Origin of the sequence: Lachnospira eligens (genome assembly GCF_009680455.1) — a bacterium.
GTDB classification, from domain to species: Bacteria; Bacillota; Clostridia; order Lachnospirales; family Lachnospiraceae; genus Lachnospira; species Lachnospira eligens_A.
In genome coordinates, this window is the sequence record NZ_WKRD01000003.1 from 169,657 (window position 1) to 192,074 (window position 22,418).

Annotated in this window: 20 protein-coding genes and 1 pseudogene; 18 read left to right on the forward strand and 3 right to left on the reverse strand. The window is 37.1% G+C overall.

Annotation, left to right across the window (positions count from 1 at the left end; translation table 11 throughout):
- Window position 1 precedes the first annotated feature (1 nt).
- Window positions 2–1,831: a hypothetical protein gene (locus GKE48_RS04790; protein ID WP_055214389.1), complete on the forward strand. Its 1,830-nt coding sequence runs from the start codon at window positions 2–4 to the stop codon at window positions 1,829–1,831.
- A 26-nt stretch (window positions 1,832–1,857) separates the two neighbouring features.
- Complete coding sequence (locus tag GKE48_RS04795; protein WP_022097928.1) at window positions 1,858–2,238, forward strand: response regulator; 381 nt, start codon at window positions 1,858–1,860, stop codon at window positions 2,236–2,238.
- Window positions 2,239–2,263: 25 nt separating this feature from the next.
- Here GKE48_RS04795 and GKE48_RS04800 read toward each other — a convergent pair whose 3' ends face one another.
- Window positions 2,264–3,133, reverse strand: coding sequence for a DegV family protein (locus GKE48_RS04800; protein ID WP_022097929.1), 870 nt, complete (start codon window positions 3,131–3,133; stop codon window positions 2,264–2,266).
- Between the two features lie 323 nt (window positions 3,134–3,456).
- Between GKE48_RS04800 and infC the strand changes: the two genes are divergently transcribed.
- From infC to GKE48_RS04820, 4 genes are all read left to right on the forward strand, one after another.
- On the forward strand, window positions 3,457–3,951 hold the full coding sequence (infC, locus tag GKE48_RS04805) for a translation initiation factor IF-3 (protein WP_022097930.1): 495 nt from the start codon (window positions 3,457–3,459) through the stop codon (window positions 3,949–3,951).
- A gap of 39 nt (window positions 3,952–3,990) precedes the next feature.
- A complete protein-coding gene (gene rpmI, locus GKE48_RS04810; protein WP_022097931.1) occupies window positions 3,991–4,188 on the forward strand; it encodes a 50S ribosomal protein L35 in 198 nt (65 codons plus the stop codon).
- A gap of 56 nt (window positions 4,189–4,244) precedes the next feature.
- Complete coding sequence (gene rplT / locus GKE48_RS04815) at window positions 4,245–4,601, forward strand: 50S ribosomal protein L20 (protein WP_012740768.1); 357 nt, start codon at window positions 4,245–4,247, stop codon at window positions 4,599–4,601.
- A 182-nt stretch (window positions 4,602–4,783) separates the two neighbouring features.
- Complete coding sequence (locus GKE48_RS04820; protein ID WP_022097932.1) at window positions 4,784–5,836, forward strand: FKBP-type peptidyl-prolyl cis-trans isomerase; 1,053 nt, start codon at window positions 4,784–4,786, stop codon at window positions 5,834–5,836.
- 467 nt (window positions 5,837–6,303) lie between these two features.
- On the opposite strand, the gene dut is transcribed toward GKE48_RS04820, so the two are convergent.
- Both dut and nrdG read right to left on the reverse strand, forming a co-directional pair.
- The gene (gene dut, locus GKE48_RS04825) at window positions 6,304–6,747 is read right to left on the reverse strand and encodes a dUTP diphosphatase (RefSeq protein WP_022097933.1); all 444 of its coding nucleotides are present in this window, start codon (window positions 6,745–6,747) and stop codon (window positions 6,304–6,306) included.
- Window positions 6,748–6,768: 21 nt separating this feature from the next.
- The gene (nrdG, locus tag GKE48_RS04830) at window positions 6,769–7,290 is read right to left on the reverse strand and encodes an anaerobic ribonucleoside-triphosphate reductase activating protein (protein ID WP_012740765.1); all 522 of its coding nucleotides are present in this window, start codon (window positions 7,288–7,290) and stop codon (window positions 6,769–6,771) included.
- Window positions 7,291–7,464: 174 nt separating this feature from the next.
- Between nrdG and GKE48_RS04835 the strand changes: the two genes are divergently transcribed.
- The 12 genes and pseudogenes from GKE48_RS04835 (at window position 7,465) to GKE48_RS04890 (ending at window position 22,407) form a co-directional block, all read left to right on the forward strand.
- Window positions 7,465–9,834, forward strand: a complete 2,370-nt coding sequence (locus tag GKE48_RS04835; RefSeq protein ID WP_022097934.1) for a beta-L-arabinofuranosidase domain-containing protein — start codon at window positions 7,465–7,467, stop codon at window positions 9,832–9,834.
- A gap of 210 nt (window positions 9,835–10,044) precedes the next feature.
- Window positions 10,045–10,905 (forward strand): sugar phosphate isomerase/epimerase family protein, encoded by an 861-nt coding sequence (locus tag GKE48_RS04840; protein WP_012740761.1) that lies wholly within the window; start codon window positions 10,045–10,047, stop codon window positions 10,903–10,905.
- Window positions 10,906–10,961: 56 nt separating this feature from the next.
- Window positions 10,962–13,262 carry a RelA/SpoT family protein gene (locus GKE48_RS04845; RefSeq protein ID WP_243138440.1) on the forward strand — a complete coding sequence of 767 codons (2,301 nt, stop codon included), beginning with the start codon at window positions 10,962–10,964 and terminating at the stop codon, window positions 13,260–13,262.
- A 16-nt stretch (window positions 13,263–13,278) separates the two neighbouring features.
- Window positions 13,279–13,902 (forward strand): MBL fold metallo-hydrolase, encoded by a 624-nt coding sequence (locus GKE48_RS04850; RefSeq protein ID WP_022097936.1) that lies wholly within the window; start codon window positions 13,279–13,281, stop codon window positions 13,900–13,902.
- Between the two features lie 158 nt (window positions 13,903–14,060).
- Entirely contained in the window at window positions 14,061–15,476 is a 1,416-nt protein-coding gene (gene hemZ, locus GKE48_RS04855) for a coproporphyrinogen dehydrogenase HemZ (RefSeq protein WP_154300558.1), read from the forward strand.
- A gap of 29 nt (window positions 15,477–15,505) precedes the next feature.
- Window positions 15,506–16,681: an AAA family ATPase gene (locus GKE48_RS04860; protein ID WP_022097938.1), complete on the forward strand. Its 1,176-nt coding sequence runs from the start codon at window positions 15,506–15,508 to the stop codon at window positions 16,679–16,681.
- A gap of 30 nt (window positions 16,682–16,711) precedes the next feature.
- The gene (locus GKE48_RS04865; protein ID WP_022097939.1) at window positions 16,712–17,452 is read left to right on the forward strand and encodes a hypothetical protein; all 741 of its coding nucleotides are present in this window, start codon (window positions 16,712–16,714) and stop codon (window positions 17,450–17,452) included.
- 485 nt (window positions 17,453–17,937) lie between these two features.
- Window positions 17,938–18,462, forward strand: a pseudogene (loaP, locus tag GKE48_RS04870) (antiterminator LoaP); the annotation flags it as partial.
- Between the two features lie 36 nt (window positions 18,463–18,498).
- Complete coding sequence (locus GKE48_RS04875) at window positions 18,499–18,840, forward strand: Rossmann-fold NAD(P)-binding domain-containing protein (protein ID WP_330419175.1); 342 nt, start codon at window positions 18,499–18,501, stop codon at window positions 18,838–18,840.
- Window positions 18,770–21,022 carry a type I phosphomannose isomerase catalytic subunit gene (locus GKE48_RS04880; RefSeq protein ID WP_022097941.1) on the forward strand — a complete coding sequence of 751 codons (2,253 nt, stop codon included), beginning with the start codon at window positions 18,770–18,772 and terminating at the stop codon, window positions 21,020–21,022. Before GKE48_RS04875 ends, GKE48_RS04880 begins: the two co-directional genes overlap by 71 nt.
- Window positions 21,023–21,495: 473 nt before the next feature.
- Window positions 21,496–21,663, forward strand: a complete 168-nt coding sequence (locus tag GKE48_RS04885; protein WP_154300559.1) for a hypothetical protein — start codon at window positions 21,496–21,498, stop codon at window positions 21,661–21,663.
- Between the two features lie 78 nt (window positions 21,664–21,741).
- Window positions 21,742–22,407, forward strand: coding sequence for a hypothetical protein (locus GKE48_RS04890; protein ID WP_055214367.1), 666 nt, complete (start codon window positions 21,742–21,744; stop codon window positions 22,405–22,407).
- Window positions 22,408–22,418: the final 11 nt, after the last annotated feature.

The window sequence follows — 22,418 nt, forward strand, 5'->3', positions numbered from 1 at the left end:
TATGAATGAAGTTAATGAATTATTTACTAAAGAAAATGTAGAAAAGATATATGTTCCGGATATTGTTAAGGATGATCTGCTAAGTATTATAGAAGAAAAGCTTAAGAAAGCAGGATTCTATTACAGGGTTGCATACAGGGTGAAAGCTCCTGATTCAATGCTTGATAAACTTATATTAAAGGATTACAGAAGACCGGGGACAGAGAATCAGGATAAAAAGATGCAGGATCTTATAGGAATAAGAATTATTCTGTATTATGCGGATGATGTTGAAATTGTTAAGAATTTTCTTGATACAATATTCTCTATGCCGGGCGTGTGGAATACAACAGAGGCTAATGAATATGAGTTCAGGGCAATGAAGATTAACGGCATATTCAAGCTGCCGGGATATCTTAGCAAGACCATTGTTAATCCGGAGCTTGGAGATTATGTGGATGATACATTTGAGATACAGGTAAGAACTAATTCTTTTGAGGGCTGGCATGAGATTGAACATGATATGAGATATAAAGGCTCAGCCTTTGGCACGGGTAATGAAGCACTTGCAAGAAAGATGAACAGTATTCTTGCAACGCTGGAGTTATGTGATGATTCAGTTGTGGGTCTGATTGAAGATTTAGGACATCAGCATTACAAAGACAGAAAATGGAACTATATGTTAAGATGTCATTACAGACTGAAGTTTACAAGAGAACCGCTGCATCCATATATTGAAGAGATATTTGATGAAGATACAGAGCTTGCCAAGAAGTTTTATAAATTTAAAAGAGAACCGTTACTAAGACAGCTATGGGATAATACAGGAGATAAAGGTCCGGAGATTACTGTTAATAATATTGTTAAGATAGTTAATCAGATAGGACCTGAGGATGAGAGACTCAAAGAAGCATTTGTAAAGATAGAACATGAGAAGAAGCAGGAGACAGAAAGCGTTGCCAAGAGAAGAAGATTTGAGCCGTTTAAACAGCTTGGCTCTTTTATGGTATTTAAGGCTGATACATATATCGACTTAAGCAATCTTGCAATGCCTGATGCTTTCAGAAAAGCCACAGGGTACATATATTCATGGGTTAAGTCAAGATATGAGGATGTATTCACAGATTTACCTGAGAGTGCAGAAACTTATGTTAATGCAGAGCCTGGATATTCAGTTAATCTTTCGTATGATGCAGAAAATGTGTATTTTTCTGAAAAAACTACACATCTTGATACTAAGATACCAACAAGAGTATGGATATCTGAAGCGGTTATATGCAGGGAAGGTGACAGACTGAAATTCACGGTATCTAACAGATATGCAGAACCAGCAGACAGATACAGAGATAATGAAAATGTTCTGTTTTCAAGACCTAATTTCTTTGGAGAGATTGCAGACAATATAGGAATTGTTGATGTGGAAAGAATGAGGGAGTCTGTAAGATACGTTGAGGACAGCAAGGATTACGATGATCTTACAACACTGATTGCAGAGGAAGAAAGAACATTTCCTGTTATAGTATTTATGGCAAGTGATGGCAGATGGCTTGATAAATTTGATATGAACTATTTCGCTTATCTTGTGGGTTATTATGCACATATCAAGATGATAAGAAGCCCTTATGAATCACGAAAATTTGCTAAGGATTACGGCCTTAAGATAGATGAATGTGCAGATTCGATAACAGTATTTTATCCGGGAAGAGAGCCTTATACAAGCTATAAGACAGATATATTCCATACAACATTTGAAGTTATTAAGGTTGAAAAGAGAAAATATTGGAATGAAAATGGCTGCAGGGCATACAGAAGAAAGCTTGTTTCAGAAATAAGAGAGAATAACGTACTTTAGTAAGTGTTAAATTAGGAGAGAACAGAATGGATAAATGTGTCCTGATAGTTGATGATAATGATTTTAACAGGGAACTTGTAAAAGATATTCTTGAAGACGAGGATATAACAGTTTATGAGGCAGAAGATGGCAGTTCGGCGATTGAACTGCTTGAAAGTGAACAGGCGGACGACATAGATGTAGTTCTTATGGACATGAGAATGCCGGGAATGGATGGCATAGAGACCACTAAGATTATAAGGACTAAGAATGGAAAATGTATGGAAGTGCCAATAATTGCAATGACAGCAGATGGTTTTGAAACAGATATAGGTATGCTGCAAAAGGCAGGCATGAACGGACTTATATCTAAGCCTGTGGATGTGAATACATTGGTAGAACATATAACAAAACTGGCAGGGTGGTAAACACTCTGCCAGTTTTGCGTGTATATTATCTTGATTCACCCATAAAGAAGAGTGCAACTGTTCCAGGACCGGAATGTGTTCCGATTGTAGGACATATATAATTAATCCATATGTTATCTATGCCGAATCTTTCTTTAACAAGACCTGCTACGAACTGTGCATCTTGTAAGCAGTCACCGTGACTGATGAATACAACATCATTCTTATCTCTGTATGAACCAATATGTTCCTCCATACGGTCAACTAAAGCAATAAGTGATTTCTTTCTGCCACGGACTTTTCCTATATTAATAAGTCTGCCTTCATTATCTACATGAAGGATTGGCTTGATGTTGGCAAGCGTACCGATAATGGCAGTAGTCTTAGAAACACGACCTCCTCTGTATAAGTGGTTAAGGTCATCAACCGTAAAATTATGTACTACATTAAGCTTATGATTGTTGACAAAATCTATTATTTCATCCATAGATTTTCCTGATTTCTTCATCTCAACAGCTTTATACACGATAAGACCTTCACCCATTGAAGCAGCTAATGAATCTACTACAACGATTCTAGCTCCCGGATGTTCTTCCATAACTTCATTGGCTGCTATGCAGGCGTTATTGTAACTGCTTGAAAGTGCAGATGAAAATGCAATGTGAAGAATATCAAAGCCCTCATTGATACGCTTTTCAAATATTGTCTTACAATCCTGCGGATTACATGCCATAGTTGTTGGCATCTCGCCGTTACGCATGCGGTCAAAGAATTCCTTCTCAGGCATAATGTTATCTGTTCCGTAGATTACTTCACCAAATGCATAAAAAAGAGTGTGGATATCAATGTTGTTTTCTTTAACATAACTTGCAGGTAAATCGGCAGTTGTGTCAGTTGATATAAGAAAATCTTTCATAAATGTCAGATCCTTTCTTGATTTATTTTCTGTATTATAATATCATTAATGAAGTGATATTCCAAGATATAAGATTAATTGCATTGTAATAAATTTTGCGAATAAATTTTAATAATGGGGTTGACATATATTGTTTAGGATGATATCATACAATGGTTGCAAAGCAAAGCAGAGTATCCACTCTCACCTCAGCGCATAGGGCGACTCGGGTTGATATTTAAGAATTACACATAATATAGGATTGTGTTTTGATTAAAGAAAGTGGATAGCTGAGCTATTCACTTTAATTTTTTATATGGGGGTGTACCGCTATTAACGAGTTAATGATTAACGAACAGATCAGATGCAAAGAGGTTCGTGTTATTGGAGAAGAAGGACAGCAGCTTGGAGTTATGGCATTAAGAGATGCTTTAAACATGGCTAAGGATGCAGGAGTAGATTTGGTAATGGTTTCGCCATCAGCTAATCCACCTGTATGCAGAATTGTAGATTATGGCAAGTTCAAGTACGAACAGCTCCGCAGGGAAAAGGAAGCTAAGAAGAAACAGAAGACAGTAGAAGTTAAGGAAGTTCGTTTATCACCTAACATCGATGTCAATGACCTTAATACTAAGTGTAACTCAGCAAGAAAGTTCATTGAGAAAGGTAACAAGGTTAAAGTATCATTAAGATTCAGAGGAAGAGAAATGGCTCATATCGACTCTACTAAGCATATATTAGAGGATTTTGCAGAAAAGCTTAGCGATATAGCTGTAATTGAGAAGGCTCCTAAGATGGAAGGCAGGAGCATGATGATGTTTTTAACTGAAAAACGTTAAAATAAATAACAACTAACAGACATTTTTAGGAGGATTATTATGCCAAAGGTAAAGACAAAAAGAGCAGCTGCAAAGCGTTTTAAAGTAACTGGAACAGGTAAGTTAAAGAGAATGAAGGCATACAAGAGCCATATTCTTACAAAGAAGTCAGCTAAGAGAAAGAGAAATCTTAGACAGGCAGCTATGACTGACGCAACTAATGTTAAGACAATGAAGAAGATTATGCCTTATCTCTAAGATTAATGGTATAACAACATTTATTTAGAGATATAGTTTAAGGAGGAATTTATAAAATGGCAAGAATTAAAGGCGGATTAAACGCAAAGAAGAAGCATAACAGAGTATTAAAGCTCGCTAAGGGTTATAGAGGAGCAAGATCTAAGCAGTACAGAGTTGCTAAGCAGTCAGTTATGAGAGCTCTTACAGAGAGTTATAAGGGCAGAAAGCAGAAGAAGAGACAGTTCAGACAGTTATGGATTGCCAGAATCAATGCTGCTGCAAGAATTAACGGACTTTCATACAGCAAGTTCATGTATGGTCTTAAGTTAGCTAATATCGATCTTAACAGAAAGGTATTATCTGAGATGGCTGTTAACGATGCAGAAGGATTTGCTAAGCTCGCAGAGGTTGCTAAGTCTAAGCTTGCATAATTGATTATATATTATATATCAGAGATAATAGGCTGTCGTGAAAGCGGCAGTCTTTTCTTTTTAAAATGTATGATATTTCTGTGAACTAATATGAACAGATATGGATAAAATCTCTTTTATGTGATATAGTATGAAAGTCAATTTTTTACTTCTGTATAAAGAAGTAAGAGCGGAGGTTTATTGTGAGAAAAAGTTTTTTAAGAAAAGCATCAATAGTTTTATTATCAGCAACAATGCTTATGGCAACTGCATGTAATAAAGAGATTGAAGTAAAATACGATTATAATGTTAATGATTATGTACAGCTTGGGAAATATGAGGATATAGCTGTAACTGTTGATAAAACATCTATAGAGAATCAGCTTGTTGATGATAAGATTGCTGAAGATATAGAGAATAATACTACTTATTCAGAAGTCAGCAGAGGTGCTGTTGATGGAGATCAGATACTGGTTACTTATGTTGCTACAAGTTCGGGTTCACAGTCAACAGGGCTGTCTAATACAGATGGTGTTACAATGATACTTGGCAAAGATAAACTTGGACTTGATATAGAAGAGCTTGATGAAGCACTCTATGGAATGAAGGCTGGAGAGACTAAGGTTATGGTAATCGACTTGCCGGAAACATATAGCAATACCGTATATGCAGGAACTAAAGTAGTGTTTGAGCTTACAGTGCAGACGGTTTCACAGCCTAATGTGCCAATGCTTACTAATGCATATGTTAAGGAAACATTTGGATATGATACAATCGAAGAATATAGAGCTTCTGTTAAAGATTCATTAGCATCTACAATTGATTCTAAGGTTGATGATGAGATTCAGAAACAGGTTCTTTCAACACTTCAGGATACATGTAAGGTAAGTGGTTATCCAGATACACTGCTCAGTACATTACGAGACAGATATGACCAGTCTGTCGGATTCTATGCTGATTTTACTAACCAGTCAAAGGAAGAGTATTGCCAGCAGTTATATGGAATGTCATATGATGATTTCATCAAGAAATCAGCGGCACAGCAGCTTATTATGGAAGCAATCGTGAAAGATCAGAAGTTCTCTATGAGAGAATATGATTACAAGGGAGATCTTGATGAATTCGCAGGAGACAATGGATATTCTGATGAGAATGCATTTGTTGAGAAATTCGGAAAAGATAGTGTAGTTAAGGCTATGCTTGTGCAGAAGGCACAGGATTATGTTATTGAGCATGCCAATATTGCGTATAAGTAAGAAGGAATTCAGGTAGTGTGTGGGAACCGGCAGCATATTATTGTGCGAGTCCTCATGGCGGCTGCACCTAGTGGGAGTAAATGCCGCTCTATACAGAGTTTATTACGGTGAGAGAAAACAAACGCGCTTCGCTTGAACGAGTTTTCTCTCACCGCTCTTTTGTATAGAGCGGCATAACTCCCACACGGTTCGCGCCTTAAATCGGACTCGCACAATAATATGCTGCCAGTTCCAATCTACGTTAATTCTTTCTTGCCTTGCTTATGCCTTCGGCATGTTGCAAGGCGGGCTGTTGATGTGTGACCGGGGTGGCTATGAAATGTGGTGGGATAAAAAAATCCACCTTGCTTATGCCTTCGGCATGTTGCAAGGCGGATTGTTGATGTGTGACCGGGGTGGCTATGAAATGTGGTGGGATAAAAAATCCATCTTGCTTATGCCTTTTGTATGTTGCAAGATGAATTTTTTTACTTTGTGCCTGTTGAGCCGAAGCCGCCTTCGCCTCTTTCTGTGTCGTCAAGCTCTTCTACTTCGTTGAATGATGCTGTGATGTATGGTGCTAAGACTATCTGAGCGATTCTGTCTTTTGGTTCTATGGTTACAGGTTTATCTGAATGGTTGTGGAGGGCTACTATGATTTCACCTCTGTAGTCAGAATCTATTACACCTACTTTGTTGGCTGGGGCGAGACCTTTTTTGCATGCCATTCCGCTTCTTGCATAGATGAGGCCTACGAGTCCTGTTGGTATCTCCATTGCTATTCCTGTTTTGATGAATTCAGTTGTGCCTGGCATAACTGTTACGGCTTCGGACATTCCTGAGTAGAGGTCTGCTCCGGCTGAGAATTCTGTTCCGTATGTTGGGATACAGGCGTTAGGATTTAATTTCTTAATATTAACTTTCTGTGACATTGTGTAAACTCCTTTTTATTATTAATCGTACAGAAGTACGATATTACCTGATTCGAGAGATTCTTTTACAAGGATTGTCCTCTGATTAGATGAACCCTTGAACTGAAGCATCATATCCTTCTTGTCTTCTTCATATTTGCCGTCAACTATGACGTCAATGTATTGAAGCATTTCTTTAGTTTCTTTCCATTCATTGCACATCCTTCCAACAATATCCTTGTCAAACAGATATCCTGTAAAGCACCATATACTCAGGTCAGGATATATTCTGCGTACTTCCCTCAGCAATGGAAGGAGTCCCTGCTGGTTGCTGTGTTCAAATGGTTCACCTCCCAGAAGTGTGAGCCCTGTAACATAGTCTGGGGCAAGAGAATCAATGATTTCTTTGATTGTATCGTCTGTGAAGTCCCTGCCATAATTAAAGTCCCATGCAATTTCGTTAAAACAACCTTTGCATCGGTGTGTGCATCCACTTACAAAAAGAGATGTACGCACCCCTGGTCCGTTAGCAATATCACAGGTTTTTATCTCGGCATAATGCATAATATAAACCTTCTTTCTAAAAGTTGCAATAAATCTGTATTATTAGCAAATAATGACATCTTATCACATGAATTACAGAATTATGAATGCTATATTAAGACTATAGCAAATGATTTAAATCTGTTGTACAATTATAGCAGATTTGCTCGTGACAAACAATGGAGGGTACATATAATGAAAATTTATTTTGACAAGCTTTACAGGTATGACAGATTACAGGAACCGGCAGGCATAGCACTTCCTTTTAAGGAAGGAGAGTTAAAGACTGCTGACAGGATAGCTATTACACAGAATGGCAGAAAATGCATGGTTCAGCCGAAGGTTACATCGAAGCATGCAGATGGAAGCATAAGATACCTGTATGTGGATTTTCTTGCTGATATTCCGGCTAATAAGGGCGCAGTGCTTGAGTTTGAAAAAGAGTCTGATGGAAGCTGCGAAGAAAAGGGAGTATCTGTTACTCAGACTGGACAGGGGCTGTGTGTTGACACAGGCTGTGTTACATTTACAGTAAAGAATAATTCCCAGAATATATTTGAAACACTTGATGATGGAAGAAAACATTATACCGCTCAGAATTTTGAAGGACCATATCTGAAAGATGATATGGGATTATACGACATTAATATTGGTGAGTGGAAGATTATAGATGCAGGTCCTGTAAAATGTGTAATCAGAGCTAAAGGAAGTAACATTCTTAATAATAAAAAAGTTGATTTTGAGATAACACTTACATCATATGCAGCTAAGTCATGGATTGATGTATCATACAGAATTATTAATACGACTTATGATGAACTTCATATCAAATCACTGGTATTTTATGCAAAGCCTGATGAGACAGTCACTGCAAGTGATGATTTGTTTGATATGCACATTAATATGGGTAATGATTCTACCGGATGTGGAGATGTACTTACGGATAATTCTAAAGAGAATGGACCTGTGTATCACACAAGAGGAACCGGGGAATTAGAGATGATATCTGGGAAAGCACCTGTTTCCAATGTAAGAACACTTGTTGGAAGCTCTAATTATAAGACTGATTTCTATATTGGAAGAGATGGAGTGCAGGTTAATAAGATTATCGATGATGCATATCTTGTAAAGGAAGCGAATGAACATTTTGCAGAGGTATTCTATGGTACATTTCTTGCAGATTATACTGATGGAAATGATGGATTGTGTATAACTGTATATCAGGCACAACAGAATTATCCGAAGGCAGTTAAGGCATATGACGGCGGAGTAGCTGTTATGCTTGTTCCAGAGGATATTGGAAATGTTGTTATGCAGTCTGGTATGGCAAAGGAACAGAGATTCCTGATGCATTTCCATGAACCGGATATGCAGATGTGGGAGCTTGATAACAGAAGTACAATATACCAGATGCCTGACAGACCATGCATAGCACCAGAGGAATTCAAGAAGGCAGAAGTGTGTATGGATGTATTCCCTGAACATCTTGTGAATGAAGTTGAAATCGCACTTATTGCAAGGGCTGATAATCATTCAAGATGCTACGGCATGCTGAATTGGGGCGATTCTATTGATATGGGATATACTTTACAGGGAAGAGGCGGCGGAAAACCTGTATGGAGTAATAATGAATATGATTATCCGCATTCATGTGCTCTTATGTATGCAAGAACTGGAATCAGAAGATTCCTTGACTATTTAATAGTTTCAGCAAAGCATCAGATGGATGTTGATGTATGCCATTACAGCAAGAATCCATTAAGAATAGGTGGACAGTGGGAACATACAGCAGGTCATTGTAAGAATGGAATAATGGTATGCTCACATGAATGGGTTGAAGGAGTGATTGATTACTATCATTTTACGGGTGATGAGAGAGGTCTTGAGACAGCTATAAGTATAGGTGATAACATATTAAGACTTCTGGATACACCAATGTATGCAAAACCGGGAGAAGCCAATGCGAGAGAAACTGGCTGGGCTTTACGAGCACTTGTTGCATTATATGTGGAGACAAGAGATGAAAAATGGCTTGCAAAATGTGAGTGGATTATTGACAGCTTTAAGATATGGGAAGAGGAGTATGGCAACTGGCTTGCTCCATATACGGACAATACTCTTATAAGAGTAGGATTTATGATATCAGTAGCTGCAGGAAGCGTAATGAGATATTACAGGGTATTCCCAAGAGAAGATATTAAGCAGATGCTTATAAGAGCAATTGATGATATTGTAGAGAATTGTACTCTTGACAATGGTTTGTTCTATTATAAGGAGCTTCCTTCACTTTCAAGGAATGGAAATAACACACTTCTTCTGGAATCACTGGCAATTGCCTATGAACTTACAGGTGATAAGAAATATCTTGAGTATGGTTTCAAAACATTTGAAACTAATATTAATAACACAGGCAGGGCAGGAGTTGGTTCTAAAAAGGTTATAGATGATGCTGTTATTGTTTCTGGTGACAGTACGAAAGGATTTGCACAGAGTTTTATACCACTTGTTACATATTATAAGGCACTTGGAGATACAGGATTAATTAATAATGTAAAGCTGTATTGATAATTGAGATAAAGGTGCATACAGAGTTTAATACGGTGAGAGAAAGCAAACGCGTTTCGCTTGGGCGGGCTTTCTCTCACCGTTCTTTTGTATATAGCAGCATTAACGCCCTCACAGCTTGGAAAAGTCGCAGATATTTACTGGTTTTTTTATGTAATATATAGTATAATCTTTCAAAAGTGTTTGTAATTGACGGAAAGGTGGTTTTTTATGAGAATCGGAATAAGAGCACATGATGTTGCATACGCTCCATTAGAGGAGCTTATACCTAATATACATGCACAGGGTTTTCACTGTATGCATATTGCACTCAGTAAGTCTATTAAGGAGTTTAAGCCGGGCGTGGAGACTATGACTCCGGGACTCGCTATGTATATTAAGGAATTATGTACAGAGAATAAGGTTGATGTTGCAGTACTTGGCTGTTATCTTAACCTTTGCAATCCTAATCCTGAGAAGCATAAGGAGATTGTTGAGAAGTATAAGGCACATATAAGATTTGCAAGTATTCTTGGCTGTGGAGTTGTTGGTACTGAGACTGGTGCGGTTAATGAGGAGTATAAGTATGAGCCGGCTAATCACAGTGAGGAGGCACTTCAGTGCTTTATTGATAATTTAAGGCCAATAGTTAAATATGCTGAACAGTTTGGTGTCATTGTAGCAATTGAGCCTGTATGGAAGCACATTGTATACACTGTCGAACGTGCAAGAAAGGTGCTTGACGCTATTGATTCACCTAACCTTCAGATTATATTCGACCCGGTTAACCTGTTATGTGTTGATAATCTTGCACAGCAGGATGAGATTATTGAGAAAGCATTTGACCTGTTATTAAAGGATATTGCTGTTGTTCACTGCAAGGATTATATTGTTGAAGGCAGTGAGCTTAAGTCAGTGGCAGCAGGTACAGGAAAGGGTAATCCGGTGACCGGAGGAGGTCTTAATTATCCACTTCTGTTAAAGAAGATTAAGGAGCATAAGCCATATGTACACTGCACACTGGAAAATACTGTTCCTGAGAATGCAGTGGCTACAAGAGAATTTATGGAAAGAACATATGCCAGTGTATAAATAATGGGCTTAAGAAAACTATAACGCTGGACAATTACCAGAGAATGGAGGCACGTATGCCAGAGAATATAGAGTTACCAGGCGCAAGCCATAACAAAACTAATCAGGTTGAAAGAGCGGTGGATACACCAGCAGATTTTACAAGTCCTGAGGAATTATATAAGGATCTTATTGCGGCTATAAAGAAATACCACCCATCTACAGATCTGTCTGATATCGAGAAGGCATACGAGACCGCAAGAAAGGCACATGAGGGACAGTTCAGAAAATCGGGTGAGCCATATATAATCCACCCTTTATGTGTTGCTATTATTCTGGCTGAATTAGAGCTTGATAAGGAGTCAATTATTGCAGGTCTTCTTCATGATGTTGTTGAAGATACAGTTATGACAACTGAAGATGTTGCAAAAGAATTTGGTGATGAGGTAGCACTGTTAGTAGATGGTGTAACAAAGCTGACACAGCTCAATTACCAGCATGATAAGATTGAGGTCCAGGCAGAAAACCTTAGAAAAATGTTCCTTGCAATGGCAAAGGATATAAGAGTTATCCTTATAAAGCTTGCCGACAGACTGCATAATATGCGTACAATGCAGTATCAGTCGCCGGCAAAGCAGATTGAGAAATCAAGAGAGACAATGGAAATATATGCTCCAATAGCCCACAGGTTAGGTATTTCCAAGATTAAGGTAGAGCTTGATGATTTATCAATGAAATATCTTATGCCTGATGTATATAATGATCTTGTTGAACAGGTCAACTTAAACAGACCAGGCAGGGAAGCATTTATAAAGAGCATAATTAAAGAAGTCGGCATGCATATAAGCAATGCCGGTATTGAGGCTGAGATAGACGGAAGAGTTAAGCATTTCTTCTCAATCTACAGAAAAATGGTCAACCAGAATAAGACGCTTGACCAGATATATGACATATTTGCAGTAAGAATCAAGGTTGACACAGTAAAAGACTGTTATGCGGCACTTGGTGTAATACACGAAATGTATAAGCCTATTCCAGGACGTTTCAAGGATTATATCGCCATGCCTAAGCCTAATAATTACCAGTCGCTCCATACAACACTTATTGCATCTAACGGACAGCCGTTTGAGATACAGATAAGAACTTACGAAATGCATAAGATTGCTGAGTATGGTATTGCAGCCCACTGGAAATATAAAGAGGGAAAAACTGGCGAGAAGGACAATCAGAGTGAGGAAGCAAAGCTTAGCTGGTTAAGACAGATTCTTGAATGGCAGAAGGAAATGTCTGATAACAAGGAATTCTTATCATCAATCAAGAATGACCTTAACCTTTTCTCAGACAGCGTATACTGCTTTACACCTACGGGTGATGTCAAGAACCTTCCGGCAGGCTCATGCCCTATAGATTTTGCGTACAGCATTCACAGTGCTGTAGGTAATAAGATGGTAGGAGCGAGAGTTAATGGAAAGCTTGTTACTATTGATTATGTTATTAAGAATGGTGACAGAATCGAGATTATAACATCGCAGAATTCAAAAGGACCAAGCCGTGACTGGCTTTCAATTGTAAAGAGCACACAGGCAAAGAATAAGATTAACCAGTGGTTTAAGCAGGAGTTAAAGGAAGATAATATCATTAAGGGCAAGGAAATGGTTGCTAACTACTGTAAGACTAAAGGAATTGTTCTTTCTGATATTACCAAGCCTGAATATGTTGAAAAATGTCTTAACAAATATGGCTTTAAAGACTGGGATTCTATTCTTGCAGCCGTTGGACATGGTGCACTTAAAGAGAGTCAGATAGTAAACAGGCTTAATGAGGAGCATTTAAAGACCAAGAAGGCAGAAGTTACAGACAAAGATGTGCTTGAGGAAATCGTTGCCGCTGAGTCTAAGGAAAAGGCAAAGAAGAAGGAAGGCAAGGGTGGAATTGTCGTTAAGGGAATCCATGATGTTGCTGTCAGATTTTCAAAGTGCTGTAATCCGGTACCTGGTGATGAGATTGTCGGATTCGTTACAAGAGGAAGAGGTATATCAATTCACAGAACAGACTGTGTTAATATAATCAACTTCCCGGCTAATGAACGTGCTCGTCTTATAGAGGCTGAATGGGAGCAGGGACAGACAGCAGGCGATACCTATGAGGTTGAAATCAACATATTTGCCAACAACAGAACCGGACTTATTGTTGATATATCAAGGATGTTCACAGAAGCAGAGATTGATGTAAAGTCTATGAACTGCCGTCTTAATAAGAAAGAATTTGCTACCATAAGTGTCGGTTTTGATATTCATGGCAAGGAAGAGCTTAACAGAATTATAGATAAATTGAGAAAGATAGACGGAGTTACTGATATAACAAGAACTGCCGGCTAAGAAAGGTTTGCAGATTATGATTAAGATAGAATCAAGAGTATTGGGACCGGTAGCTACTAACTGCTATCTTATAATTAACTTAGATAACAACGAGAGCATTATTGTTGACCCGGCAGATTCACCAGAGTCTATATATGATATGGTTGTGCGTTCAGCAAGCAGGCCACAGGCAATACTTCTTACACATGGACATTTTGACCATATAGGTGCGGCTAATGAGGTGCGTGAGCATTATGGAATTAAGATATATGCATCATGTGACGAGGAAAAGCTTCTTGCTTCACCTGCAAGAAACCTGTCGAATGCATACGGCATGAGTCTTAGGGTTATAGCAGATGTACTTCATAATGATGGAGATATTCTTGAACTTGCAGGACTTAAGATAAAAGCAATCCATACACCGGGACATACAGCAGGTGGAACATGCTATTATATCGAATCAGACAAGACACTTATGTCAGGTGATACACTTTTTGCCGGTTCAGTCGGAAGAACAGATTACCCTACAGCAAGCTCTGCTGCAATGATGGAGTCGCTTCATGACAAGCTCTGCAAGCTCCCTGATGATACAGATGTATATCCCGGACATGGGGAGTTCACAACGATTGGATATGAAAAGCAGAACAATCCGTTTATGTGATGCCCGCAAGAGAAAAGGAAGCAACGCGAAGCGTTATTTACTTTTCGCGGGCATCAACGAGCAAACAGCCTGCGAAGCAGGCGGAGAAGCACGATAGTGCGGGTTTGCGAGTATGGAATCAGCAGGCGAAAAGAAACTGACGCGAAAAGGAAGCAACGATGATATATATTAAGATTGATAATGATGTATTTTATGATGATGCGGTTGTGCTTGTCCGTTCATTTTATCCAAGAACTGAGGTTATGGCACTAAAGGCAGATTCCAAACCGGAAGAGAAAGATGAGATTCTTTCAATAGAAGTTCCTGATGTCACAGGGCTTGATAAGAAGAATGCCCACGAAGTGTTTAAGGACAGCTTATATAAGAAGCTTTCAGAAAAGACAGGCAAGAAGCTGCCGTGGGGATATCTTACAGGAGTAAGACCAAGTAAGATTGCGTATACAATGCTTGAAGAGGGGGCAACCAAGGAACAGATTAAGAAACATTTTATGGACAAGCATTATGCAAGTGAAGAAAAGGCTGAACTTGCGCTCACAGTAGCAAGGAAAGAACTGGATATACTTACAGATATGGATTATAAGACAGGTTACAGCCTGTATATTGGAATTCCGTTCTGCCCAAGTATCTGCCTGTACTGTTCCTTTTCATCATATGCACTTGGTGCATACAAAGATTATGTGGATAATTATGTGGATGCACTTATTAAGGAGATAAGATTCGTCGCTGAATCCATGAAAGGCAGAAGACTTGATACAGTGTACATGGGTGGCGGAACACCTACAACTTTGAGTGCAGAACAGTTAGATAAAGTACTGACAGTGGTTGAAGAAGCATTTGACTTGAGCAGATGCCGTGAACTTACTGTAGAAGCCGGCAGACCGGACAGCGTGACACCAGATAAATTCAAGGTTCTTAAAGCTCATAATGTGGGAAGAATATCTATTAATCCGCAGACAATGAATCAGAAAACACTTGATTTAATCGGAAGAAAGCATACGGTTGAAGATATTAAGAATGCTTATGCAATGGCAAGAGAAGCAGGACTTGATAATATCAACATGGATATGATTCTTGGGCTTCCGGGAGAGGGTGTAGACGAGGTTTACCATACACTTAATGAAATTAAGGCGATGAGACCGGAGAGTCTTACTGTTCATTCACTTGCAATTAAGAGAGCTTCAAGACTTAACATATTGCGTCAGCAGTACACAGAGCTTTCAATTAAGAACACAGACAGTATTATCGCGATGACTGAGCAGACAGCAAGAGATCTTAACATGCAGCCTTATTATATGTACCGTCAGAAGAATATGGCTGGTAATTTTGAGAATGTAGGTTATGCAGTTGCTGGACTTGAATGCATATATAATATTCTTATTATGGAAGAAAAGCAGACGATAATTGCGTGCGGCGCAGGTGCTTCAACTAAGGTTGTGTTCCATAATGAAGGTGATGAAAACCATTCTGTGCGTATTGAGCGAATCGAGAATGTCAAAGATGTCAGAAGCTATGTTGAGAGAATTGATGAGATGATTGAGAGAAAGCGGAAGTTCTTTGGGGAGAATGAGTTTTGATAGAATAATTGTTTGGAAATGAGGGCAGTATGATTAAAAAAATATTTATAGATAATTTTAAATCATTGAATGATTTTACAATAGAATTAAAACCTCTGACAGTTATTGTAGGTAATAATGCAATGGGAAAGAGTTCTATACTGCAGGCAGTATCATTTTTGGCTAACTGTACAGTAGATGATTTTAGAATAATATTAGAACGTCGAAACTGGTCTGTTAATAATATAAAATCAAGGGTAGGAAATTCAAATAATTCAAGAATTACATTTGAAACAACGGTTCAGCTTGGAGATGATGAATTACGTTGGAAGATGGTATTACAGACAAATGTAAAAAAGAATACAATCCATCTTATCTCAGAAAGTATAATTGATATATTGAAAGATGAGGTGCTGTTAGAATATAGGAATACTGCCGGTGGTTTTATAAATGATGATGGTGAACTTATAGATATTCCTGCTAATTTTATCGTATCAAGCTCATGTATGAAAATTATAAAAGGAATCAAAAATGTTGGGTACAGATTAAAAAAAATAGCTGATTTTTTCGAAAATTCAGCTTCGTTTGAACTTTTATCACCAAAAGATATGAGACTTTCAAGCAGAGGAGAAGTTAAAACTATAGGTGAGTCAGGAAGAAATCTGCCTTCATTTATAAAACAAATGAATAATATTCAAAAAGAACATTTTATGACTAAAGTGAAAAAGATTCTTGGAGAAAGAATAGATGATGTTTCAGCGTCAATTCAGGGTAAACCAGGTTGGACTCAGATAAATGTAAAAGAACATTATAAATGCAAGGATATAGAGTTTTCATCTAAAGAAATAAGTGATGGTATATTAAGAGTTCTTGCGTTTGTGGCAATTACAGAAATAGATGCGTCTGATTCTGTTTTTTTGATGGATGAGATTGAAAATGGTATAAATGTAGATTATGCAGAACCTTTAATGAAAGTATTGAGTCAGATGTATGAGGATAGTTCCCATCAATTAATAGTGACAACGCATAGTACAGTCTTCCTGGATTATGTAGGATATGAGCAGATAGTATTTTTGTGTAGAGATGATAATGGAATAACAAGGGCACAGTATATGTTTGAAAATGAGGCATTGAAAGAAAAACTAGAATATATGTACCCAGGTGAGATTATACTTAATATGTCACAAGGAGAGATAGCTGAAATGCTTTTAAAGGGTAGCAAATAGGCTTGTATATACAAAGAAAGCGGGATAAGAATGAATATAGCCGTTACGGGAGAAGGAGTTACGGATTACGGACAGCAGGTATTTGGAGAAGATAAATGGGAAGAAGGACCTGTTCAGGTATATCTAAAAAGAATAGCAGATAATTATAAAATAAATGTTAACATTAATCCTATTGATAGAAGAGATGTTGAACGAGTAAGACTTCAAGGAAGAAGCATAAGAGGATTAAGCGGTAAATCTGTACCAGCAAGAAAATTTAAAGTACTCTGTAAAGAAAAAGGATATAGCTATGGAGTATATTATTGTGATGCTGACAGAGAAAGCGGAATGAAAAATAGCGATGAAAAAGCCATAATAAATAGATACGAAGAGGTCTATTCAGAAGTAAAAGAAGGACTTGACAGCGTTAATAAACATTATATTCCGATGATATCATGCCGTATAATTGAAAATTGGATACTTGCAGATAAAGCTGCTATTACAGAACTATATGGAAAAACGAATGTTGATTATAATGTGAACAAAGTTGAGAACTTATGGGGAGATAAAAGAAATCCGCAAAGTAATTATCCCAAGTGTATTATAGAAAGATTACATAATGCATCTGTTAAAAAATCAATAAAAGGGAAAAGCAACAGAGAAATATATGTTAATATAGCTCAGATACAGAATCTTCAGGAAGTGGAACATAATTGTAAAATAAGTTTTAAAAAATTAAAAGAAGATTATGAAACATTATTAGAATATGATAACCATAAAATAATTAAATAAAATGTTAGATTACCTCGCTGGAACATTAATGATTGTTCTGGTGGGGTGATTAATTATCTTGAAGGAAGAATATTAAAATCTAAAAACCTTATTTCACACATCTCATCAATCATGGCGTACATATGATTCTCGGTGTGGAAAAATATTATTGAAAAGTATTAATATGTAAAACATTGGCGAATATAGTCAAAAGTGATAGAATATTGAACGGTGTATTTTGCCCTAGGCTAATATATAGTTATGGGTACAAAACATCTGGCATGGAAAGTGCCATAAGAATAATTGATAAAAAAGCTTACCAGGATAAATCGTTGCTTTGTCACGTTTATTCTTATAGTGGTCATATGTAGATAGTTAATCTGCCAGCATTGCTGACAAAATGGCGAAGCTTACCAATTTTTTGGATTAATGAATCCGGAAAGGAAAGTTATTATGTGGTATGCAGTTAAGGTAGAGACTGGAAAAGAGAGTGCCATAAAAACTACTGTTCTAAATTAGTCGATAAGACAACATATAACGATATATTTGTACTCAGATTCAATAAGGTTAAGAAATTCTATGGAAAGTGGCATCAGGAGAGCAAGGTAGTGTTTCCAGGATACATATTCATAGACACTGATACACCGGAACAGGTATATGAGGCTCTGAAAAATGTGCCGGCATTCACAAGCCTGCTCGGAAGAGACAAGGACAGCTTCGTACCAATTGAAAGAAGCAAGGAAGAGCTATTCAGGGAAATGGTCAATGACAATTACGAAATAGCTATGTCCTGCGGACTGATTGAGGGCGACAAGGTAACTATCACAGATGGACCATTGGCAGGTAAAGAAGCCATGATCTGCAAGATAAACAGGCACAAAAGAACAGCAACCCTGAATGTGGAGATGTTTGGGGATAAGGCTGGGGTGACTGTGGGACTGGAGGTTGTGGAGAATTGGACTATTACGATAATAGAAAATTTTCAGAAGAAGATAAGATACAATATAATTTTCAACAGAAATTTATTATGAATCATATAAATTCTGTGCAATCTGTGTGTGTTCCTTATGAACAATTATAGTGGTGATGAGACTGTTAACGCTGGTACAGGTAAAGAGCTTACTATTAAAGAACTTACAGAACTTGTTGCTAAGGTTATTGGATATGATGGTAAGATTCTCTGGGATACAACAAAGCCTAATGGTACACCAAGAAAGCTTCTTGACGTATCTAAGGCAGAGAAGCTTGGCTGGAAATATAAGACAGAATTAGAAGAAGGAATAAGATTATCATATGAGGATTTTCTCAATAATCTAATGGAGCAGAGAGATAATTATTATGAAATGTGTAATACTGGCAGGCGGTTTTGGAAATACTTTATGGTCGCTTTCAAGAAAAAACTATCCTAAGCAGTTCCTTAATATATGTGAAGGACGCTCACTTTTACAGGATACAATTGTAAGAAATATGCCGTTTGTAGATGAGTTTATCATAGTTACTAATGAGAATTATGCAGATATTATGGAAACTCAGCTTAAGGCATTTCAGGATGTCAGATACAGGATAATATATGAAAGCAGAAGCTGCGGTACATTTGCCGCAGTTTCTTTAGCAAGTGTATTTATGAATCCGTCTGATCTTATGATGGTTACAGTATCGGATCTTGTTATAGAATCAGGAAGTTATAAAGATTCTGTTATCAAAGCTAAAGAAGTTGCCAAGACAGGAACTATAGCTAATATTGTATCTTCAAGGAATGGAGAACACGCGGGAATATATGTATGTATGGTTGGTGTGTTCAATAAAGCTTTGCGTGGAATATACCCTGATATTGCACAGACACGGAAAGTAATAAGGAGAAAGTTAAAGACAGTAAGCCATATTATAAATGTACCTGAGAATATCATGGAAAGATTTCCTAAGCTGCGTATGCAGGCGGATTTATTTACCAGGATTGATGACATAATTGAAATAAATGCTGATTTTGAATACAGGGACATTGACAGTATTGCAGATATTAATGATGAAGATAATCAGAATGATTATGGACATAAGAATATCATTAACAATGAATGTGAAGATGTTGTCATGATTAATACTGCTGATAAACATCTTATTGTTGCCAATCACATTAACAATATTTCTATTGTTAACACTGAGGATGCTACATATATATCAGACAGAGAACACATTTGTTCAATTAAAGATATTGTCATAGCCAATACAGAAGAGTATAAGCCTTATTTTGAACATTCTAAGGTATCTTTTCGAGAATGGGGAATGCATCAGGTGCTGGCAATGACCAAGAATTATAAGGTTAAGAAGGTTACTATATATCCTGGCATGAGTATGAAAATGCATTGTCACGAACACCGCTCTGAGAGCTGGACTGTGGTTGATGGAATAGCATCTATTCAGATAGGAGATGTTATTAAAGAATATTGTAAGGGTGCAACAGTAAGTGTTCCTGTCGGAGTTCCACACAAGGTTTCTAATCATGGAAGTGAAGATGTTGTTATTATAGAGACTGGCATTGGTGAGATTATGTCGGAAACCGATTTCCTGAGAATTGAAACTGTTTCGGAATCTGACAATATTCCGGATATTATAAGACTTGAGCCGGCATTTAAGGATAACCTGTGGGGTGGAACCAAGTTAAGAACTGTATTTGGCAAAAAATGTGATTATGATATTATAGCTGAAAGCTGGGAATTATCAGCACACCCAGATGGACAGTCAGTTATTGCAGATGGTCCATATAAAGACATGTATTTTGGCGAATTTATTGAAAAAGCAGGTGCAGCTACTGTTGGCTGGAAAAGTGGTTCTCTTGATCGTTTTCCGGTTCTTATAAAATTCATAGATGCAATGAAACCACTGTCAATTCAGATTCATCCTGATGATGAGTATGCATTGGAGAATGAGAACGAATTCGGCAAGAATGAGATGTGGTATGTAGTTGACTGTGAACCGGGAGCGTATCTTTATTGCGGATTATCAAGAGATGCCAGCAAAGAAGAGATAAGAAAACGCATTGAAAATAACACCATAACAGAAATTCTTAATAAGATTGAAGTTAGCAAAGGCGATTGTGTCATGGTAAAAGCCGGTACGATTCATGCTATCGGAGCTGGAATCCTTATATGTGAAATCCAGCAGAATTCAAATTGTACTTACAGAATGTATGATTATGACTGTAGTGACAAGTTCGGAAATAAACGAGAGCTGCATGTCGATAAGGCTCTTGATGTTGTTGATACTAAAAGATATGTGCCATATGAAAGCAGCAGTAATGCATATGATGAAGCTTTGAATGAAGCCGCAGCAACTATTGAAGCGGACTCATCAGAAGGTCAGTTATTAGTAAGCTGCAAATATTTTGAATGTTATAAATATGATATATCCGATTCAGTATCAATTAATGTCGATACAGCTTCTTTCCGCTCTGTGATATTCACAGAAGGATGTGGAACTATCCGCGTAGGAGAAGATGTTAAGGCATATAAAGCGGGTGATAGTTTCTATATAACTGCAGGTAATAAAACTGTGGAAATAGAGGGAAACGGGGGTGCTATTGTTACGAAGGTCTGATTGAGATGTAGGTATGCATTTGCAGGGTTTTAGTATTATAGAGGACACAAAATAATGCATGATTTTTTAATTTGATATATGTGAAGATGACCTCCGTTGGTGAAGCATTTGCTTTACTGACGGAGGTTTTTTGATATTCTGAAATGTGGTTTGTGATTGGGACCGAGAATTCGGGAGGAGAATAGCAATATTGATTGATAAACTGATTATAATATGTTATCATTTAAATAAGTTGGGTTGTGAAAATATTTGTCGGATTAATACAATTAGACAGGTTTCAGGAGTAGCATTGCTATGAGGATTATTGGATTAATTCGATATATTGTAATATATAGTTGAATTGTTAGAGAGGTTGATGAAGCCTCTCTTAAAGTGTTGCATGAAATTTGTCTGGTTGACTATAAAATAAAAGCAGTGACTTTATGTGTAATATATTAGGTTAAATGTATAAAGAAGTCCCAGAGGAATGAGTTATGGAAAAATTAGATTATTTAAGATGGTACATAGGAGATACCAGAATTAGAAATTCAAAAGGATATTTAATTAATGTTAATCCGTATTCAGAAAATATATATAAATCTACTATAATTTATAAAATAGTAAATGTTTTTTTGTATTCAGATTTTTTATGGATCAGATGAGAAGGATGTTTATACGGTGGGTTATGTAGCGCTTACGAATGAATTGAGAATTAGTGGATAGAAAAGGGGAGAAGTATTATGATGGATTCTAATATATCAGATTCAATGGCAAAATCTATTTTTAATAATGAAATTATACAGAATATGACTGATGAAACATTTGATAAGATACTTGATGGGATAGGTTTTACTGTACCGGATATTTTAAGAGATATACCAGTATTTAAATATGTGGTTTCATTGTATTCATTATCTAGTGATATAATAAAGTGTATGGAAGTAAAGAGACAATTACGATTTCTAAGGGAATTATCTAAATGTAGTGTTAATCAAAAAGAATTAAATAAGCGTAGAATTGCATATCAGAATAAGGAGAAGTGGGTATATAGAGAAATAGAGCAATTATGTCTGTTCATATCAAGAAGTAATGATGTTAATAAGTCACAGATACAGGCTTATCTTTATATTTCTCTTGTAAATAAAGATATAGAGTATAAGGATTTCGTGGAGTATCTGCAGGTTGTTGATATGATGTTAATTGAAGATGTGAAGGAATTGATAGATATATTTGAACAGGGGAAGAATCATGAATACGATTATGCAAGGTGTTTTAGATTGCAGGCGTTAGGATTATTAACGGGAGGTATAACTCTTTATCCGGGTGAATCGCAAGTGGATAAGTTTTATTTAACAAAAGTTGGGCGTAGGTTATGTGATGTTGTGATGAATAATAGGAATGACTGAGAATAATATAT

What these genes read in the sequence shown, in the direction of transcription:
- GKE48_RS04790 (WP_055214389.1), top strand. Translation starts at nt 2, where the DNA reads ATGAATGAAGTTAATGAATTATTTACTAAAGAAAATGTAGAAAAGATA.
- GKE48_RS04795 (WP_022097928.1), top strand. Translation starts at nt 1,858, where the DNA reads ATGGATAAATGTGTCCTGATAGTTGATGATAATGATTTTAACAGGGAA.
- GKE48_RS04800 (WP_022097929.1), bottom strand. Translation starts at nt 3,133, where the DNA reads ATGAAAGATTTTCTTATATCAACTGACACAACTGCCGATTTACCTGCA.
- infC (WP_022097930.1), top strand. Translation starts at nt 3,457, where the DNA reads ATGATTAACGAACAGATCAGATGCAAAGAGGTTCGTGTTATTGGAGAA.
- rpmI (WP_022097931.1), top strand. Translation starts at nt 3,991, where the DNA reads ATGCCAAAGGTAAAGACAAAAAGAGCAGCTGCAAAGCGTTTTAAAGTA.
- rplT (WP_012740768.1), top strand. Translation starts at nt 4,245, where the DNA reads ATGGCAAGAATTAAAGGCGGATTAAACGCAAAGAAGAAGCATAACAGA.
- dut (WP_022097933.1), bottom strand. Translation starts at nt 6,747, where the DNA reads ATGTCACAGAAAGTTAATATTAAGAAATTAAATCCTAACGCCTGTATC.
- nrdG (WP_012740765.1), bottom strand. Translation starts at nt 7,290, where the DNA reads ATGCATTATGCCGAGATAAAAACCTGTGATATTGCTAACGGACCAGGG.
- GKE48_RS04835 (WP_022097934.1), top strand. Translation starts at nt 7,465, where the DNA reads ATGAAAATTTATTTTGACAAGCTTTACAGGTATGACAGATTACAGGAA.
- GKE48_RS04840 (WP_012740761.1), top strand. Translation starts at nt 10,045, where the DNA reads ATGAGAATCGGAATAAGAGCACATGATGTTGCATACGCTCCATTAGAG.
- GKE48_RS04845 (WP_243138440.1), top strand. Translation starts at nt 10,962, where the DNA reads ATGCCAGAGAATATAGAGTTACCAGGCGCAAGCCATAACAAAACTAAT.
- GKE48_RS04850 (WP_022097936.1), top strand. Translation starts at nt 13,279, where the DNA reads ATGATTAAGATAGAATCAAGAGTATTGGGACCGGTAGCTACTAACTGC.
- hemZ (WP_154300558.1), top strand. Translation starts at nt 14,061, where the DNA reads ATGATATATATTAAGATTGATAATGATGTATTTTATGATGATGCGGTT.
- GKE48_RS04860 (WP_022097938.1), top strand. Translation starts at nt 15,506, where the DNA reads ATGATTAAAAAAATATTTATAGATAATTTTAAATCATTGAATGATTTT.
- GKE48_RS04865 (WP_022097939.1), top strand. Translation starts at nt 16,712, where the DNA reads ATGAATATAGCCGTTACGGGAGAAGGAGTTACGGATTACGGACAGCAG.
- GKE48_RS04875 (WP_330419175.1), top strand. Translation starts at nt 18,499, where the DNA reads ATGAACAATTATAGTGGTGATGAGACTGTTAACGCTGGTACAGGTAAA.
- GKE48_RS04880 (WP_022097941.1), top strand. Translation starts at nt 18,770, where the DNA reads ATGAAATGTGTAATACTGGCAGGCGGTTTTGGAAATACTTTATGGTCG.
- GKE48_RS04885 (WP_154300559.1), top strand. Translation starts at nt 21,496, where the DNA reads ATGGAAAAATTAGATTATTTAAGATGGTACATAGGAGATACCAGAATT.
- GKE48_RS04890 (WP_055214367.1), top strand. Translation starts at nt 21,742, where the DNA reads ATGATGGATTCTAATATATCAGATTCAATGGCAAAATCTATTTTTAAT.